Origin of the sequence: Microcoleus sp. B4-D4, assembly GCF_036705185.1 — a bacterium.
Lineage (GTDB): Bacteria > Cyanobacteriota > Cyanobacteriia > Cyanobacteriales > Microcoleaceae > Microcoleus.
In genome coordinates, this window is the sequence record NZ_JAUBTX010000003.1 from 47,148 (window position 1) to 63,739 (window position 16,592).

The following is a 16,592-nucleotide window of genomic DNA, read 5'->3' on the forward strand; positions in this document are numbered from 1 at the left end:
ATTCCGGTTGTATCGGAATTAATATTACCCGAAATCAGGACACGGCAGTGCCGTGTCCCTACAATTAATCTGGCGTAGAAATCAAGACACGGCTTGGCTTAAGTCCCTACAATATTATTTTGGGTAGGGACACGGCATTGCCGTCTCCTCTATCATTCCGGTGCAACCGGAATTGAGCGCACCCGCAGCGTCAGGCGCACTGTATCCCCAATAAAGTGAGGAATGCGCCAACTAAACAGCCATTTTTTAATCGTTTTCAGCAACTCCACATCCGCCAAAGTCGAAGCATCATCATCCACAACTATTCGACTGGGGCGCACCTTACCGAAGACAATTTCTAACACCAATTCGCCATTTGTACCCGGTGGCACAGTCAGAGTTTCCAAGTGTTCGTTTAAACTATCGATCGCCTCTTCATCCAACCCCGTAGCGCTAACAACTTCTACAGGTGAGGTGCCGCGCGGGCGCGCCGACGGTGCGGGGGCGCTGGCTAGTGCGGACAATGAATACATCTGCTGAGGTGGGCTAAATGAGATGCCGCGTTCTAATTCTCCTCCTGCTTCCATCCAGTCTGTGCTGCCATCTATATAGTCTGTGTGGCCACCAAATACGCCCTCATATTCCACCGCTTCCGGCATTTCTACTGGCACATTCATCGCGATCGATTCCGCACCCGGTTCGACGCGCACATCATCGCTGACGGCCACAAAAGCCGTGTACTGCGACAGAAGCTGATAGGTTAGCGCCGTTTCTGTCACTGTTTCCACTCCCACCTTGGTTTCGTACTGCACCATCTGATTCATCAAATCTTTGATGCGATGCCGCCCCCAAAGCTGGGCAACTGCCGGATTTCCAGCATCAGTAAAGTTCATCTCGTAGGTTTGGATGTATTGGTGTCCGCCTGCGCTAACTCCTTTTATATGAAGTGTTCCAGCTTGGCGATCGCCCTTTTTACCAAATAAAACCAGCGGTTGTTCGGCAAATAAATCCGGCGCAACTGACGGATAAATTACCGGATTTTCGCCCTCTCCCTGCCAAGTAATTTCTAGATTTATTAACACCGGATTGTTGATTTGCCGGAAGAACTTTTCCACAAATTTATTAACTGGTTCGTCGTGGGTGACAATCCGGGAAAACCCCCGTCCAATTTCGGCAATGCGATCGAGCAAAAAGCGATTAACGGAACTCCCCGCACCAAAACTGTACAGGCGATTCCCCGATTTGAGATGCTGCTGTACTTCGGCGAAAATCTCGTTTTCGTTGCCGATGTAACCGTCGCTAAGCAATACCACAGTCCGCAAGCGCCCGGATGGTGCTGGAAAATCGATCGCAGCCCGAATGCCGCCCAACATTTCCGTACCACCGTTAGCGTGGAGTTTGTTAATATATGCGATCGCCTGTTGCCGATTCTCCGCTGTATTCGGTAGCGGTTGTTTTGACAGTTGCCGCACTTTGTCGGAAAAATCCAAAATCGAGAAAGTATCCGCTGGATTCAATCCGTTAATAAATTGCCGCAACAATGCCTGACATTGCTGCAAAGGCGCACCGGATTGCGAACCAGAAGTATCGACTAAAAAAACGACATCTTTCGGAACAATTTCATCGGTTTTATACTCGATCGCCGGAATTAAGTAAATAGCAAAATGTCCGCCGCGATCGTCCGATTGAGTTAATACCGTCGATTGAGTTTCTCGACCGGCAACTTGATAGCGAACAATCAAATCTTTGTTGGGAATTGTATCTTGATTTCCCAACTGAATTCGCACCTTCAGCCCATTCTTTTGCTCGCTGTTTGGGGAAGTTTGGGGAGAGTCGAAATATTCAATTTGCAGTTGGTGCGATGGAGAATTGACATTGCGAATCGGTACGCCCGCCTCAATTTCCAGCGTCACGCCGATATCCTGTCCCGATCGCATTCCCGGCGGCAAAATCGGGGCATTCAGCCGCGACGCATCGGGAACAATATCGGTAGACGAATTAACTGTCATTGGGGCTGGGGCGCTACCGCTGGCTGCAGTTTCATCCAGCGGCGTACCGGGAATATATCGCGGCCCGACAACCATCGGAAACACAAATTCATAATCCCCAGCTTGAAATTTCAAGCTGTCCGTATAGCGAATCACAACCTCGATTTCTTCTCCCGGTTTGATGTTGGCAAGGGACTGGGTGAAAATATTATCTCGCTCTTGTTCCAGCAAACCCGCAGTTCGCCCTTCTTGTTTGGCTTTTTCGTAAATTCGCTGTGCTTCTTCGCGTTTTTTGATGCTGCCTTTAATAGTGTTACTGCCAATTTTAATTTCCATCTCATCAACCGCTGCTTCGGCAGGTAGCGGAAAAATATAGACGGCTTCCAGCGGCTTGGTGAAAGGATTTTCAAATGTTTGCGAGACTTCAACTCGCGATAGATTTCCGGCTATTTGGGCTAGAACTTCTGTATGTTTCAGGGGAAAAACGAGTTGTTTTCCTTCGGGGGAACGCACGTACAATCCACTGGTGCGATCGGTTGGAGATATCAAGGGTGTCATGAGGTTGTTCCTCCATCACTGATATATGAGGTGATATAAATATCGCAACTGCCATGCAAATTCTTGCGATTGACTTGATGCTAACAATCTTGTTCTTTATGTTCTGTTTTTGACGGTGTTTGAGGATGTGTGTATTATAATATCATACAAACAGTAATGCTCAGTTGCGATCGACTCAAACAGCCAGTCATTCGATTTTAGATTTTAGATTACTCGTTACCAGGCTCTGCCTGGTAACGCAGATCCGGAGGCTCTGCCTCAATTTTCGCGAGGCTCTTCAAGAGTGACATCGATTCCTAGGCTCTTAGCCTCTTAACCAGTTATTGAAAATGATTTAGGAGTGCTATAATTCCCATTTTGCAAATTCAATCGCAGCGTTTCTGTCAACTCCGGTTGCACTTTTTTGCGATATAGAGGAGACGGCAATGCCCTGTCCCTACTGAGATTAATTGTAGGGACACCGCAGGTGCAGTGTCCTCATTTCGGGTAATATTAATTCCGATGCAACCGGAAATGAGATTGATTATTTCGAGACATTCGCGAGAATGTTTTCCATCTCAGAAAGCTCGACAGCCCCGGAGAAAGTTTGGCCGTTCATGATAAAGAACGGAGTGCCTTCAATGCCAAGTTGTTTAGCCAGTTGCACGTCTTTCCCAATGGCGGCTTCGGCGGCGGGGCTGTTGCGATCGGTGTTGAATTTATCTAATTTTAGATTGAGCTTTTGGGCGATCGATCCGTAAAATTCTTCGCCTAAGTCTTTCTGCCCTTCAAACAAAGCATTGTAATATTCCCAGAATTTGCCCTGCTGCCCAGCAGCCCAAGCTGCTTTAGCCGCTGGCAGCGCTTGAGGGTGAATTGAAGTCAAGGGAAAATGCTTGTAAGCTAAAGTAACTTTGTCCTGGTGTTTTGCCATAAACTGCTTGATAGTCTCGTGAGCCTTCGCGCAAAACGGACATTGAAAGTCAGAGAATTCTAAAAGTACAATCTGCTGCGCCGCCGAGCCCGTGGTAGGAGCATCCCCGATCGCAGATTTGGGATTAGTTTTCATCGCCTGCAAAAAAGACTCCTGTGCAGCTTTGAGAGACTGCTGCTGCTCTTGCTGGTACGCTTGTACCGAATCTAAAATTGCTTGCGGGTTTTCGCGGAGCACCTGCAAAACTTGCTCTTTAAACTTGGGATCGACTGAATTGCCAGCCACTGACTGGGCGGGGGAACAACCGATAAATACCAGGCAACCTGCCAGCAGTGCAGCGAAGCAGAAGGCTTGCTGGCTGCGGAGTTTTCGCCAAATAGTGGATAAGTTCATCTTTTTTTTTCTGATTCAAGGCAACACTTAATCCTACATTCTATTTTGCGGAGTGTCAGGTGTACCTAAGTTTACTGCTGTGCAGCTATTTTTATATGTGAGGAATAATTAGTAATATCAATTCCGGTTGCATCGGAATTAATATTACCCGAAATCAGGACACGGCAGTGCCGTTTCCCTACAATTAATCGCGGTAGGGAAACGGCACTGCCGTGTCCTCTATATCATTCCGGCGCAGGCGGAATTGATATAATTGTCATCAAAAAGATTTGCAGTCAAGTAAGAAATCAGGACACGGCAGTGCCGTGTCCCTACAATTAATCGCGGTAGGGAAACGGCACTGCCGTGTCCTCTATATCATTCCGGCGCAGCCGGAATAGATATAATTGTCATCAAAAAGATTTGCAGTCAAGAGTGCAAGTGTTTGCTCGATTATTTCCGGTTGTTGAGCCATTTAGCAGCAACAATTCCCAAAATACCCGCCACAATTGGATTGCCCAAAAACTTCATCAAACTCGGCTGTTCGGCCAGCACTTCTCGGAAAATATCCGGGTGATTGTGATAGGTAAACGAGGCCAGCTTGGTAACATCGTCAGCATTCATGCGGCTGGCGTGGTGGGTAGAAAGTCCTAGCTGCTTTTCCAAGTGGCGATCGTCCAATCCTCTCTTGCCCAAATGCTTGAAGAATTCCCGCGCCACGTCGTCTCGTTCGTTTGGCTTAATTTGGGCGATCGCCTTTTGCAATTCCGGTTCCAACTGCGCCGGCGGTAGCGAGTCATGATTCAAAGAACGCCCGAATAATTGTTTGCGCTGATCCGGCGAAGTTCTCTGAGCAAAATCGTCAAAATTTTCGTACTCTTCACCGGTTGTTTCCGGCATCACTTCTTTATTCCCCTGAGCCAAATCCTTCATGATTTGACTCTTATAATTATCGCTGCTACTCATGGTATTTTTTCCCAAATCTACACAACTGTTATGTTTCAAATTTCGATGATTTCGCCAGCCAAAAATTCCAAAAAGTTATTAAAGCTACGCGCTCATTCAAACTTTGTTGCCAAATCAAGAATTGTATTCAATTTGATTTGATTGCTGGTCGTACTTGGCCGTCAAAATTAGCTTTTTATCAGGAGCATAAATCAAAACACTTACATCCTGGTTGGGAAAATTGCGGTGAAAACCTTGAGCTAAAGACTTCGCCAAATCTTTCACTTCTTTAGGGTTCACTTGCGGAGTAATTACAACTCCCAACTTATTATTGTCACGCACGTAAGCATCCTGAACTAAGCCTTGAGCAGTCTTTGTTACCCATTGACCAAAGTCTTGACCTGCAGCGGTATTGCCGCGTTCTAGCTGCGCGTAATAACCCTGACTGCCGCCAATTGCTACAGGTACATTAGTCGGTTTTTGGGCGGAAACGCTGGGGGCGCAGGCAGTCGTCACAGCCAGCATTAAAACCAACATTAGACCCGCAATTATTTTTCGACTCTGCTGCAATAAACTCACCTTTTTTCCTCCGGTATGAAAACAGTTTTAATATTTGAGAGGGTCAGCTTTATAGACCCTCTCAATTAGTATTAGAATCAGTCTAATTTCTTTTTGACTTCATCTTTCACATCTTCGACTGCGTGACGAGCTTGTGCTTCTGCTTGCTTCGTTTTGCCTTCAGCTTTGTCCTTGGGGTCGCCAGTAACATTGCCTAGGGCTTCTTGAGCTTTGCCTTCGATGTTTTTGCCAGTTGCCTTTGCTTTATCTTCAAGACTCATTTGTTTTTCCTTATCTGTATCTAGTTTTACACTTTCTACTTATTATCATAGGGAACAAGAAGTTCAGTTGCACTCTACCTGTAGGAAGAAAGTTTGGTGTACTCGGAGTGTACAGAATCTCATGGAGGTCAGGAATAGGGAATAGGGAATTAGGAATAGGGAATTAGGAAAAATTATTCTTGAATTGAGGATAGACTGCGAGTTTGCTGCTGACAGTTTTTTGACCTAAATTGCGAGCTGCAACAAGCGAAGTGTAGTGTCGCACAAAAAGCTCGGTGCTAACCTATTTGTACACCGAGAACAGGATTTTTTTTAACTCAAAAAATGGAAAATTTTAAATTTATCTTGAATTGTACCGACTTTTATCTAACTTCAAAAAGCGGGTGCGGGCAAGACCGTATCTTACCCACACCCTCTAAATATTGGCATTAGTTTTAATCGGGCGTATGGTGACATTCTGTATCTATTTTGTGCTGCAGTTCTTCTTTTAACTGTTCGACAGCGCGCATAGTTTCAGCATTGTGTTGTTTCTGCTCGCCGAGGGCTTTTTCTGTTTCCTCGCCGAGCAATATTTCTCTGGATTTTGGTAGCGTGACTTGTAGGTCGCTGACCCTGTTGGTTGCGTTTGGTTCAATATTCATTAGTTTTCACCCAACTATTTGCAAAAGTTATTTTTAAGAAGGTTACTTATAGAGTCAACCTTAGATTTATCCTAAGCGCCATCGCAGAGACTTTCCTCTGCCTGAAGGGAGATTAGGGCTGGGGAATAGTTTTTAGTTTTTACTTCTTAATCTAATAGTTAGAGAAATCAGGGAAACTTGAATCGGCCGGAAGAGAGATATAGCCTTTCTCGTAAAGATGAGGTATGTCCGGTAATGGGTAATGGGTAATTGGGAATTGGGAATTGGGAATTGGGAATCGCAAGTGCCTATAGGCTTTCTGAGGTTTCTGGAGGTAAAGACGGCCTCCGTGCGAAAAGCTGATCGTCGCATAATTTGGCATACCTCATGTTTTTGAGAACCGCTATATAGCCTTTCGAGTTCTCCTATGAGGTACTATCCGGCATAGGGTAAACCTCACCACGCTTGAAAACCGCGATATAGCAGTTAGAACTCTCATATGAGGTATCGAAAATCGCCCAATTGCCCAATCTCCTAATCTATAATCTAAAATCTAAAACTCGTACTGAGCGACTTGTGAGCCAGCGTAGCCGAAGCAAGCCGAAGTATCTAAAATCGATCGCTCTTCACCTTTTTGAGAAAGGCTATAGGGGAAGGGGAATAGTGCGTGAGTGCGTGAGATTGCTTTGTGACTCGCGCGTGGGGAGTGCGGGGAGTGTGGGGGAGTGCGGGGAGAATTTTTGGGGTATGGCGCATTTATGGACTTGTGTCGTTTGTTTGATGAGGCGGTTTCGACATCGGTACAAAATGAAGAGAGAAATAGGCGACAGATTGGTGCAGACTGAGGTCAAGGCGATCGAGTTTGACCGTTAAAATCAACAGGGTGCGGCAATTCCCAAGTTTTGTGGCGATCGCCCGAACAAATCTGCTAAACAGGAGTTAGCATCAAGGCTGACTTCCAGCAGGATCGAACTAAAATTTCTGTTATTAGTAGAAAGTATCTAAAACCCTATGGGAGCAAGCAGCAGTAACCCTCTCGAAGCAGCAGGCCTAATTCGTGAGCCGATAAAAATAGGCGTGCTGCATTCGCTCACGGGCACGATGTCCATCAGCGAAATTTCTGTTAAAGACGCGACGCTGTTAGCGGTTGAGGAAATTAACGCTGCTGGAGGAGTGCTCGGACGCCCCTTGGAAGCGGTGATAGAAGATGGAGCCAGCGATTTGCAAACTTTTGCTCAAAAAGCTAAGCAATTGCTCCTAGAAGCGCAGGTGGCGGTGGTATTTGGCTGTTGGACTTCGGCGAGTCGGAAAGCTGTACTGCCGGCTTTTGAGCAATATGGCGGGTTGCTGTTTTATCCGGTGCAGTATGAAGGGCTAGAACAGTGTCCGAATGTTTTTTATACTGGTGCTGCGCCAAACCAACAGATTTTACCTGGGGTGAATTACTTACTCGCACAGGGGAAGCGGAAAATTTTTCTGTTGGGTTCGGATTATATCTTTCCCCGCACGGCAAATATGATTGTGAAAGCTCAACTGGCGGCACTCGGGGGAGAATTGGCGGGGGAAATGTATCTGCCGCTTGGTTCGAGGAAGGTGGATGAGGCGATCGCACATATCTTAGCAGTGAAACCGGATGCGATTCTCAATACTCTTAACGGCGACAGCAATGTAGCTTTTTTCCAAAAGTTGCGGGAAGCTGGCTTGAAACCGGAAAACTTGCTGGTGATGTCGGCGAGCATAGCAGAAGAGGAAGTGCGGGCGATCGGGTATCAAAATATTGCCGGACATTTGGTAGTTTGGAATTATTTTCAAACCATAGATACACCCAAAAATCAGCAATTTGTCAAGGCTTATAAAGCTCGATACGGGAAAAATAGAGTGACGGACGATCCGATAGAAGCGGCTTATTTTGGCGTTTATCTCTGGAAACAAGCAGTAGAAAAAGCTGGTTCGATAGATGCAGTTAAAGTCAGGGAGGCTGCTAAAAATATTGAGTTTGCCGCGCCTTCGGGCAAGGTAAAAATAGATGCCAAAACACAGCATACCTGGAAAACTGCTCGGATTGGCAAGGTGCGATCGGACGGTCAAATTGAGGAAATTTGGAATTCCGGCGCGCCGCTGGTGCCCGATCCTTTTCTGAAAGACTATCCTTGGGCGGCGGCCCTTGCTCCGAGGCGGATTTCTGTGGGAACTCGGGCTTCTTTGATCGGACTGTTTGCGATCTTGGTACTGATAACTTGGATGGCGGCGGGAGTCGGGTGGATGGGGGCGGTGCAGATGAAGAACTATCTGGTGGCAATAGAGGCTGCCTCTGCTGCAGCGGGGGTTTCTGAGGCAGCAATGGCGGTGCTGGTGCAGCAAACTATGTTTGTGGCGAGCCGCACTCAGCACTGGCTGCTGGGGACTTTGGTTTTGAGTTCGATCGCGGGGATAGTTGCTTGTGTGTCGGTGTCGGGGATTATTCGGAATCTCGGCTTGCTCAGGGAAGCAGCCCAACTGATGGCGAGCGGTGATTTGACGGCTCGATCGCCTGTGGTGTCTAATGATGCGATCGGGGTGCTATCTTCTACTCTCAATACAATGGCTCAGCAAATTAACAGTTTGCTCAAGGGTTTGGAAGTACGGCAGCGGCAGCTAGAGGAGCGATCGCGCGAATTGGAAGTTGCTAAGAACTATGCGGAAGCTGCCAACCGGGCGAAAAGCACATTTTTGGCAAATATGACTCACGAGTTGCGAACGCCCCTAAATGCGATTATTGGCTACAGCGAGCTGCTGCAAGAAGAGGCGATCGAACTAGGCGAAGAAGAGTTTGTGATGGATTTGGCAAGCATTAATCTTGCAGGCAAACAGTTGCTAAATATTATTAGCGATATCCTTGATATTTCTAAAATTGAAGCAGGAAAGATGACTATGTTCCTGGAAACTTTCGATGTGTGGAATTTGATTGAGCAGGTTGTGACGACGGTTCAACCGCTGGTGGGTAAAAATGGCAACACTTTGATCGTCAATTGCGATCGCGATATTGGCACGATATATTCTGATTCCTCGAAGCTGCGACAAGCGCTGTTGAATTTGACGAGCAATGCTGCTAAGTTTACCGATCGAGGGAAAATTACGATTAATGTTTGGAAGGAAGAAGAATGGGAAGTTTTGCCTCCTGACAATTCTGAAGGACTTTCTATCGTGAACTCTGGGTGTCAAAATTCTGCGATCGTGTTTCAAGTCACCGATACTGGCATCGGGCTGACTGACGATCAGTTGTCGAGGCTGTTCGGGGCTTTCTCCCAAGCCGATGATTCTACTACTCGCAGGTACGGTGGCACCGGTTTGGGGCTGACAATTAGCCGGAAGTTTTGCCAGATGATGGGCGGGGATATTACGGTTGAGAGCGAGTTTGATTGCGGTTCTACTTTTACAATCCGGTTGCCGGTTGCGGTTAAAAGTCAGAAAGAAGCCCAAGGCGATGAATCGCTGCCGGAAAAAACGGACAAATTGGGGCCGCAACCCTTGGAATTGCCAGATGCTGCTATTGTGCTGGTGATTGACGACGATCCCGACGCCCGGGATTTAATCACTCGCTGTTTGTCGAAAGAGGGATTTGAGGTGCGATCGTCAGCTAGCGGTGAAGCTGGGCTTGAGTTGGCAAAGGAGTTGCTACCGGATGCGATTACTCTGGACGTAATGATGCCGAGTATGGACGGCTGGGCGGTGCTGTCTGCATTAAAAGCAGATCCGGATTTAGCGGATATTCCGGTGATTATGTTGACTTTTTTGGACGACAAAAATCAGGGTTTGGAATTAGGAGCGGCGGAGTATTTAAGGAAGCCTGTAGATTACAAGCACTTTGCTGATTTGTTGAACAAATATCAACGTCCGTGAAATTAGCGAGCGGTCAATCGATTTTAGATTTTAGATTTTAGATTGAAGCATTGACCCCACGGATAAATTCGGGGGGCAAGTTTCATCGGATACAGGTTTTTTATTTCTCCACGGATGAATGCGGGGGCTTGTATCCTGGATGCTTTCGGTCATATCATGCCTGATGGATTACCATAATAAAAACGGTTCGCAGTGCGGACTTGCACAGGCTCCAATTTGCGGACTCCAGAACGCCATCACAAAAACCGTTGAACCTGAATTATCACAGTTAATCGATCGGAAAACGAGAAATTAAAGATATGACTGATAGAACTGCATTGCTTAAAAGGATTACTCAAACACCTGGTAAATGTGGCGGTCGCCCCTGTATTCGCGGCATGAGAATTCGCGTTAGCGACATTTTAGAAACTCTAGCAGATAATGTAACAGCTAGCGAGATTCTAGCTGATTTCCCCGATTTGGAACCAGAAGACATTCAAGCGTGTCTGCTTTTTGCATCTCTCAGCATAGATTTCCCCAGGATCGCAGTATGATTTTCTGGTTAAATGCTCAATTTCCTCCAAGTTTGGCGAAATGGTTAACCCAAACATTCGGTGTTAACGCTGTTACATTGCAAGAGCTCGGGCTGCAGGATGCTCAGGATATTGAGATATTTAATGCGGCTCGTACCAACGGCTTAGGTACAGTTATCATAACTAAGGATCGAGATTTTGTGGATTTATTAATTCGCCTTGGTAGTCCACCACAAATTCTTTGGCTAACCTGCGGTAACATTACGAATAGAGATTTGCAACGCATTTTCACTGGTGCTTTTCCTGATGCAGTCGATCTACTTAAAAATGGCGAAAATATTGTGGAAATTTGCCGGGTTAAATAAATCATTTTCGATGATTTAATTGCTCAATAGCGATCGCGCTCAATTTCCCTACAAATGTTTTATTAGTCATTAGTTAACAGTAAAAAACCAATGACCAATAACTAATGACTAATGACTGATTAATCTAAGAAGCCCATTAAAGTCGAGCTGTCGTCAATTTCATTTGAAGCAATGGGGCGGTCTCCTCCCATTGTGGAGTAAATTTCGTCAATGTGCAGAGTACCTACTCCAATTGGGCGAGCACCGGACATACTGAACATTTCGCTGACTTGAATGGCGCTGGAGCCGATCGGGCGTCTCCCCATTGTACCAACTACTTCCAAGTCGCTGGCTTCCACCGGGCGATTGCCTACAATGCCGTAAGTTTCGCTGATGTGCAGGGTGCTGGTGCCGATCGGGCGATTCCCCGATATCGAGACTGTCTCGCTGATGGTAAAATCATCTGGGCCGACGGGGCGGTTATCATGCATGAGTTGCGGGCGATAAAGTTGGATGCCCGCTGATTGACCTTCGCTGGTGGCTGGTAGGGCCTTGGTAGTGCCTTTGTTGCGGGCGCTCGCTTTGACTTTATCTTTGGGTGTGAGAGCCATAATTTTTTTCCTTGCTAATTGCTGGGGGTTGATTGCTGGGTTCGGACAACTGCTTTTCTGGGCTTTCTGCTTTCTATTGCGGCCGATGATTAAAATAGTATTACAAAGTTTAACTATTTTCTTAACGAAATTGCCAAATCTCTCAATTTTTGTTAAGATTTATTGGTAATAGCTACATTTTCCTATGGTAACTGCGGCAGCATCTTTTCAATTGCAAGCGCCCTTCCAGCCCACAGGCGACCAACCGCTAGCGATCGAGCAACTCGTCAAAGGCATCCAAGCGGGCGATCGATTTCAAACCTTACTCGGCGCGACAGGTACCGGCAAAACCTTCTCCATTGCTTCGGTTATTGAAAAAATCGGCAGACCAACCTTAGTTCTAGCACACAACAAAACCTTGGCAGCTCAACTGTGCAACGAACTCCGCAATTTTTTCCCCAACAATGCAGTCGAATACTTTGTCAGTTATTACGACTACTACCAACCTGAAGCATACATCGCCGTCACCGATACATTCATAGAAAAAACCGCAGCAATTAACGATGAAATCGATATGCTGCGACACTCCGCCACGCGATCGCTCTTTGAACGCCGCGACGTAATTGTCGTAGCATCAATTAGCTGCATCTACGGCTTGGGAATGCCCGCAGAATATCTAAAAGCTGCTATCCCTTTGCAAGTAGGAATGGAAGTCAACCAGCGGCAAGTTTTGCGAGATTTAGTCAACGTCCAATACAGTCGCAACGACATCGATTTAGGCAGAGGCAAATTTCGCGTCAAAGGCGACGTTGTAGAAATCGGCCCCGCCTACGAAGATAGAATTATTCGCGTCGAATTCTTCGGCGACGAAATCGATGCCATTCGCTATGTTGACCCCGTAACTGGTAAAATTATGGCAAGTACAACTGCTTTAAATATTTATCCAGCCCGCCACTTTGTGACTGCTGATGATAAATTAGAAGCTGCTTGTCAAGGAATAGAACTCGAATTAGAAGACAGACTGGCAGAATTTGAAAAAAATGGAAAACTCTTAGAAGCTCAGCGAATAGAACAGCGCACCCGCTACGATTTGGAAATGCTGCGCGAGGTAGGATACTGCAACGGAGTTGAGAATTATTCGCGGCATTTAGCAGGTAGAAATGCGGGGGAACCGCCAGAATGTTTGATTGATTATTTTCCTAAAGATTGGATGTTGGTGATAGATGAATCCCACGTTACAGTCCCGCAAATTCGGGGGATGTACAACGGCGATCAAGCGAGGAAAAAAGTGTTGATCGAACACGGTTTTAGGTTGCCCAGCGCGGCCGATAACCGCCCTTTGAAAGCTGAGGAATTCTGGGCAAAAGAGAATCAGTGCATCTTTGTTTCTGCTACGCCTGGTGATTGGGAAATGGAAAGATCGGAAGGCAGAGTTGCGGAGCAAGTTATTCGCCCTACGGGAGTAATCGATCCGACTATTTTCGTGCGTCCGACGGAAGGACAAATTGATGATTTGTTGGGGGAAATTAAGGAGAGAGTCACTCGGGATGAGCGAGTTTTGGTGACGACTTTAACGAAGCGGATGGCGGAAGATTTAACCGAATATTTGCAGGAAAGGGGAATTAGAGTGCGGTATTTGCACTCGGAAATTCAGTCAATTCAACGCATTGAAATTATCCAAGATTTGCAGGATGGTAAGTTTGATGTATTGATTGGTGTGAACTTGCTGCGGGAAGGTTTGGATTTGCCGGAAGTGTCGCTGGTGGTGATTTTGGATGCGGATAAGGAGGGGTTTTTGCGATCGGGACGTTCGTTGATTCAAACGATCGGGCGGGCGGCGCGGCACGTTCAGGGACAGGCTATTTTGTATGCGGATAATTTGACTGATAGTATGGTTAAGGCGATCGATGAAACCGATCGCCGCCGGGGGATTCAGCTAGCGTACAATAAGATGCACGGGATTACGCCTCAGCCGATCGCGAAAAAGCGATCGACTAACGCGATTTTGGCGTTTCTGGATGTGTCGCGCAAGCTAAATTCTCAGCAGTTGGAGGAGGTTTACGAACAGGTTGATGAGTTATCTTTGGATGAGATTCCTCAGTTAATCGGGCGGTTGGAGGCGCAGATGAAGGCGGCGGCGAAGAAGTTGGAGTTTGAGGAGGCTGGTAAGTTGCGCGATCGGATTAAGCATTTGCGGGATAAGCTATTGGGACATTAAACCCGGCGGTTGAAACCGCGTCTACACGAACAAAACCCGCCTTCGCGGGTTAAAGATTGGACAGCAATGAGCAAATTTCAGTTATTTGATGCAGTTAATTTAACCGAAGAAATCGCTCTCGCAGATGGCGGAGTTGCACCCCCAGAAACAGCGGGGGCGATTGTTGAGGTATTCAAGAACGGTGAAGCTTATTTAGTCGAATTATTTGGCGGCTGGGTGAAAGCAGAAGTTGGCGGAGATTTTGTTGCCGCAACTCAGGATGAGCCAGAATCATTTATGGAAACGATAGGTGTTGAAACAGTTTATCCGCATCAGTTGCAATTAGTAAAATCTGCTAGCGAAATGATGGGAGTTCGAGAGCGTTTACAGTCTATTTTGGATAATTTATCTGAAGATTTAGTGGCTGAAGTCTGCGATTTTGCCGAGTTTTTGCAGGAAAAAGAGCAAAAAATACGCGCGTGCGAATCTATCCCGTAGGGAATCGCATTAAGCATTTGCGCGATCGACGTTTAGATAATGGAGGAATAATTTAAAAGCCAAACATAGCTTTTATTCCATTTGCGATCGGCTGATACTCTTCTGCGGTTAAATCTCCTCGGTAGCCCAAAACGCGCTTTATGTCTACAGCACGTATTTGATCCAGCAACACAGTAGAGTCATAGCGCAGGTTTCCCATTCCAGCCTGAAGCTGCGGATATAGCGTTGAGTTTCGTGTCGCCCAATCTCCTTGTTGTGTCGTCAAGGGAACGACTATTACCAACGAAAACCGGGTTATCCCTGTGACATTTGGCAAAGCTACAATTACCGCAGGTCGAGTATTTTCCTGTTCGCGACCGGGGGGAATTTGAGCCGGGAAGTTAACTAGCACCACGGCCCTCACCTGCAAAAAATTAGGTAGCTGACTCACAAATTTTCTCTACCTTTTTATTGCCAATGTCGATCTGATTTGTTTCTTGAATTCGCCATTTAGCATAGGCGATAACTTCTTTAAAGTCTGCTTCTTCAAGTTCTGGATAAGTTTGGCGTATTTCTGCTGTCGAATAGTGAGATGCCATCATTGAGATGATAGTTTCAACAGTTATGGGTAGGTGGCGAATGCAAGGTTTTCCCCCCATGAATTCTGAATCGCAGGTAATTCTAGTAAATTGCTGGATATCTTCTTTGCTATTGGTTGCACTTTGATTGTCCTGAATTACTATTCCAACTCCCGGAATAAAACGCACAGGCTTTGTGCCTTCGAGGGGGTCTACATCTCCCCAATCATAGGGGGGAATTTCATTATCGACGAGGTAAAGTTGACGCCAAGGCGATTTTGCCAATGCTTCCTCGGAAATGTCAGGAAAAAATATTAGCACTTCTGCGATGCCAACTGGAAAATCATTGAGTTTGCTCAAGCCATCTATAATGGCGGCTAAGACGGATAAGTCTAGGTGGTTGAGGTTTTCGGCTTTTTCGATCAGTTGGTATACGGTTTCAGGATTGAGTGTTTCGCCCACAGCTTCGACTAAGTTTTCGGGGGTGAAACCTCGACATTTCAAGTATTCGGCTAGTTGTAAGCGAATTCTACTCATGGGTTTAGTTGAGAAAGATTTTAGGGTGAAGTGCGATCGCCCTTTACCATTGTCCTATTTTTTGGATGGGAAGGGCGATCGGGCTTTCTATGAGATTCCTAGTCTTTCGGCTGCATATTCGCGTTCCAAGGAGTCGGCTTTTGATAAACCATTGTTATCCCAGTCATTTGGCTGCCAATCACGTTCGCGCCTCAAGTCATCTATTTCTTGTTGCTGTTCAAGGACTTTTTGCTCAAAGGATTGGATAGTTTTATCCTTAGCTTTGATAGTTTCATCCTTTGCTTCGTTTTCCTCAAGCAGACTGCGGTTCCACTGCGCCAAAGCGCGGTTCGACTTCGCCAAAGCGCGGTGTGACTCCGCCAAAACAGAGAGGGTTTTCTTAGTCCGCTGAAGGTTGGTGTACAACGACTCGCATTGTGGAGTATAATTATGGGACATATATTTCAAAAGTTACGTTGACTTGTGGTGGTCTGAAGTTGAGATGTCAAACCACCGGGAGTTGTCTAGCTAAAGCAAGGCCTCTGTCTGAATCATTAGTTCAGGCGGGGCTTTTCCGTATCAGATATGATTTGCTATTGCAAAAACTACAAGACATTAAAGCGTTGTCTTTCTTACACTTGGCAATGTGAGGAAGTTTTGTTCGAGCTTGTATTTTAAGAATTTAACACTAAAATTTTTAATTGTCAAGCGAGCAATAAGACCGTTTGTTTTCTTTATTACGGAGATTTAAACATCCGATTGCCCAGATCCGATGCCGCTTTAATCTAATATGCTTGAATAGCCTGGTGTACCCGGTTATGGATAAAATGGGTGCTAACTAAACCTCAATTTGCCGACATCCGATGCCGCTTTAATCTAATAGGCTTGAATAGCGCAGTCTACCGCGTTATGGATAAAATGGGTGCCAACTCAACCTACATATCTATTAAGAATTAGACCCCGATTGAATCGATCGCGGGCAGATAGGGCAAGGGTTTCAGAAATATAAAAAAAAGACCGATCGCCCTTCACACCACCCAAACAAACTACTGCCCGATCGCCACAGCATCGGTATTACCCGCAAAAAAAGCCGGAGTAACAAACTCCAGCTTCTCCTTGGCTGTGATGAAACCCTTATCTACCGCTAGCTGCATCACTTCAGTCAGAAACCCTCTAAACGCATCTAATACTTAAGCGCGATCGCATTTAAACTGCTTTTCCCAGCACGAAGTCCCAAACTTGAACAATCTACAGGATAACCATAAACCACAGACACGATATTAAA

At 46.2% G+C, this 16,592-nt stretch carries 16 protein-coding genes; 5 read left to right on the forward strand and 11 right to left on the reverse strand.

What is annotated here, in order from left to right:
* Positions 1 to 152: 152 nt before the first annotated feature.
* The 7 genes from QUB13_RS03450 to QUB13_RS03480 all read right to left on the reverse strand — a co-directional run bounded on the left by QUB13_RS03450 (position 153) and on the right by QUB13_RS03480 (position 6,970).
* Positions 153 to 2,525 carry a VIT domain-containing protein gene (locus tag QUB13_RS03450; protein ID WP_333378976.1) on the reverse strand — a complete coding sequence of 791 codons (2,373 nt, stop codon included), beginning with the start codon at positions 2,523 to 2,525 and terminating at the stop codon, positions 153 to 155.
* 523 nt (positions 2,526 to 3,048) lie between these two features.
* Positions 3,049 to 3,831: a DsbA family protein gene (locus QUB13_RS03455; protein WP_333378978.1), complete on the reverse strand. Its 783-nt coding sequence runs from the start codon at positions 3,829 to 3,831 to the stop codon at positions 3,049 to 3,051.
* A gap of 432 nt (positions 3,832 to 4,263) precedes the next feature.
* Positions 4,264 to 4,776: a hypothetical protein gene (locus tag QUB13_RS03460; protein WP_333378980.1), complete on the reverse strand. Its 513-nt coding sequence runs from the start codon at positions 4,774 to 4,776 to the stop codon at positions 4,264 to 4,266.
* A 114-nt stretch (positions 4,777 to 4,890) separates the two neighbouring features.
* Positions 4,891 to 5,334 carry a hypothetical protein gene (locus QUB13_RS03465; RefSeq protein ID WP_333378982.1) on the reverse strand — a complete coding sequence of 148 codons (444 nt, stop codon included), beginning with the start codon at positions 5,332 to 5,334 and terminating at the stop codon, positions 4,891 to 4,893.
* A 77-nt stretch (positions 5,335 to 5,411) separates the two neighbouring features.
* Positions 5,412 to 5,594 carry a CsbD family protein gene (locus QUB13_RS03470; protein WP_333378984.1) on the reverse strand — a complete coding sequence of 61 codons (183 nt, stop codon included), beginning with the start codon at positions 5,592 to 5,594 and terminating at the stop codon, positions 5,412 to 5,414.
* Positions 5,595 to 6,028: 434 nt separating this feature from the next.
* The gene (locus QUB13_RS03475; RefSeq protein ID WP_333378986.1) at positions 6,029 to 6,235 is read right to left on the reverse strand and encodes a hypothetical protein; all 207 of its coding nucleotides are present in this window, start codon (positions 6,233 to 6,235) and stop codon (positions 6,029 to 6,031) included.
* Between the two features lie 588 nt (positions 6,236 to 6,823).
* Complete coding sequence (locus tag QUB13_RS03480) at positions 6,824 to 6,970, reverse strand: hypothetical protein (protein ID WP_333378988.1); 147 nt, start codon at positions 6,968 to 6,970, stop codon at positions 6,824 to 6,826.
* A gap of 255 nt (positions 6,971 to 7,225) precedes the next feature.
* On the opposite strand from QUB13_RS03480, the gene urtA reads away from it, so the two are divergent.
* From urtA to QUB13_RS03495, 3 genes are all read left to right on the forward strand, one after another.
* Complete coding sequence (gene urtA, locus QUB13_RS03485; RefSeq protein ID WP_333378990.1) at positions 7,226 to 10,093, forward strand: urea ABC transporter substrate-binding protein; 2,868 nt, start codon at positions 7,226 to 7,228, stop codon at positions 10,091 to 10,093.
* A 299-nt stretch (positions 10,094 to 10,392) separates the two neighbouring features.
* On the forward strand, positions 10,393 to 10,626 hold the full coding sequence (locus QUB13_RS03490) for a DUF433 domain-containing protein (protein WP_333090912.1): 234 nt from the start codon (positions 10,393 to 10,395) through the stop codon (positions 10,624 to 10,626).
* Positions 10,623 to 10,970, forward strand: coding sequence for a DUF5615 family PIN-like protein (locus tag QUB13_RS03495; RefSeq protein WP_194068457.1), 348 nt, complete (start codon positions 10,623 to 10,625; stop codon positions 10,968 to 10,970). Before QUB13_RS03490 ends, QUB13_RS03495 begins: the two co-directional genes overlap by 4 nt.
* 119 nt (positions 10,971 to 11,089) lie before the next feature.
* Here the strand turns inward: QUB13_RS03495 and QUB13_RS03500 are convergent, their stop codons facing one another.
* A complete protein-coding gene (locus QUB13_RS03500; RefSeq protein WP_194009683.1) occupies positions 11,090 to 11,560 on the reverse strand; it encodes a hypothetical protein in 471 nt (156 codons plus the stop codon).
* 184 nt (positions 11,561 to 11,744) lie between these two features.
* Between QUB13_RS03500 and uvrB the strand changes: the two genes are divergently transcribed.
* Positions 11,745 to 13,757: an excinuclease ABC subunit UvrB gene (gene uvrB / locus QUB13_RS03505; RefSeq protein ID WP_333378992.1), complete on the forward strand. Its 2,013-nt coding sequence runs from the start codon at positions 11,745 to 11,747 to the stop codon at positions 13,755 to 13,757.
* Between the two features lie 9 nt (positions 13,758 to 13,766).
* Positions 13,767 to 14,234, forward strand: coding sequence for a DUF2281 domain-containing protein (locus QUB13_RS03510; RefSeq protein WP_333378995.1), 468 nt, complete (start codon positions 13,767 to 13,769; stop codon positions 14,232 to 14,234).
* A 52-nt stretch (positions 14,235 to 14,286) separates the two neighbouring features.
* Here QUB13_RS03510 and QUB13_RS03515 read toward each other — a convergent pair whose 3' ends face one another.
* From QUB13_RS03515 to QUB13_RS03525, 3 genes are all read right to left on the reverse strand, one after another.
* Entirely contained in the window at positions 14,287 to 14,664 is a 378-nt protein-coding gene (locus QUB13_RS03515; protein ID WP_333378996.1) for a type II toxin-antitoxin system PemK/MazF family toxin, read from the reverse strand.
* Positions 14,648 to 15,328: a DUF433 domain-containing protein gene (locus tag QUB13_RS03520; RefSeq protein WP_333378999.1), complete on the reverse strand. Its 681-nt coding sequence runs from the start codon at positions 15,326 to 15,328 to the stop codon at positions 14,648 to 14,650. The genes QUB13_RS03515 and QUB13_RS03520 overlap by 17 nt, the downstream gene beginning before the upstream one ends.
* 87 nt (positions 15,329 to 15,415) lie before the next feature.
* Positions 15,416 to 15,766 carry a hypothetical protein gene (locus QUB13_RS03525; RefSeq protein WP_333379001.1) on the reverse strand — a complete coding sequence of 117 codons (351 nt, stop codon included), beginning with the start codon at positions 15,764 to 15,766 and terminating at the stop codon, positions 15,416 to 15,418.
* Between the last annotated feature and the right edge of the window lie 826 nt (positions 15,767 to 16,592).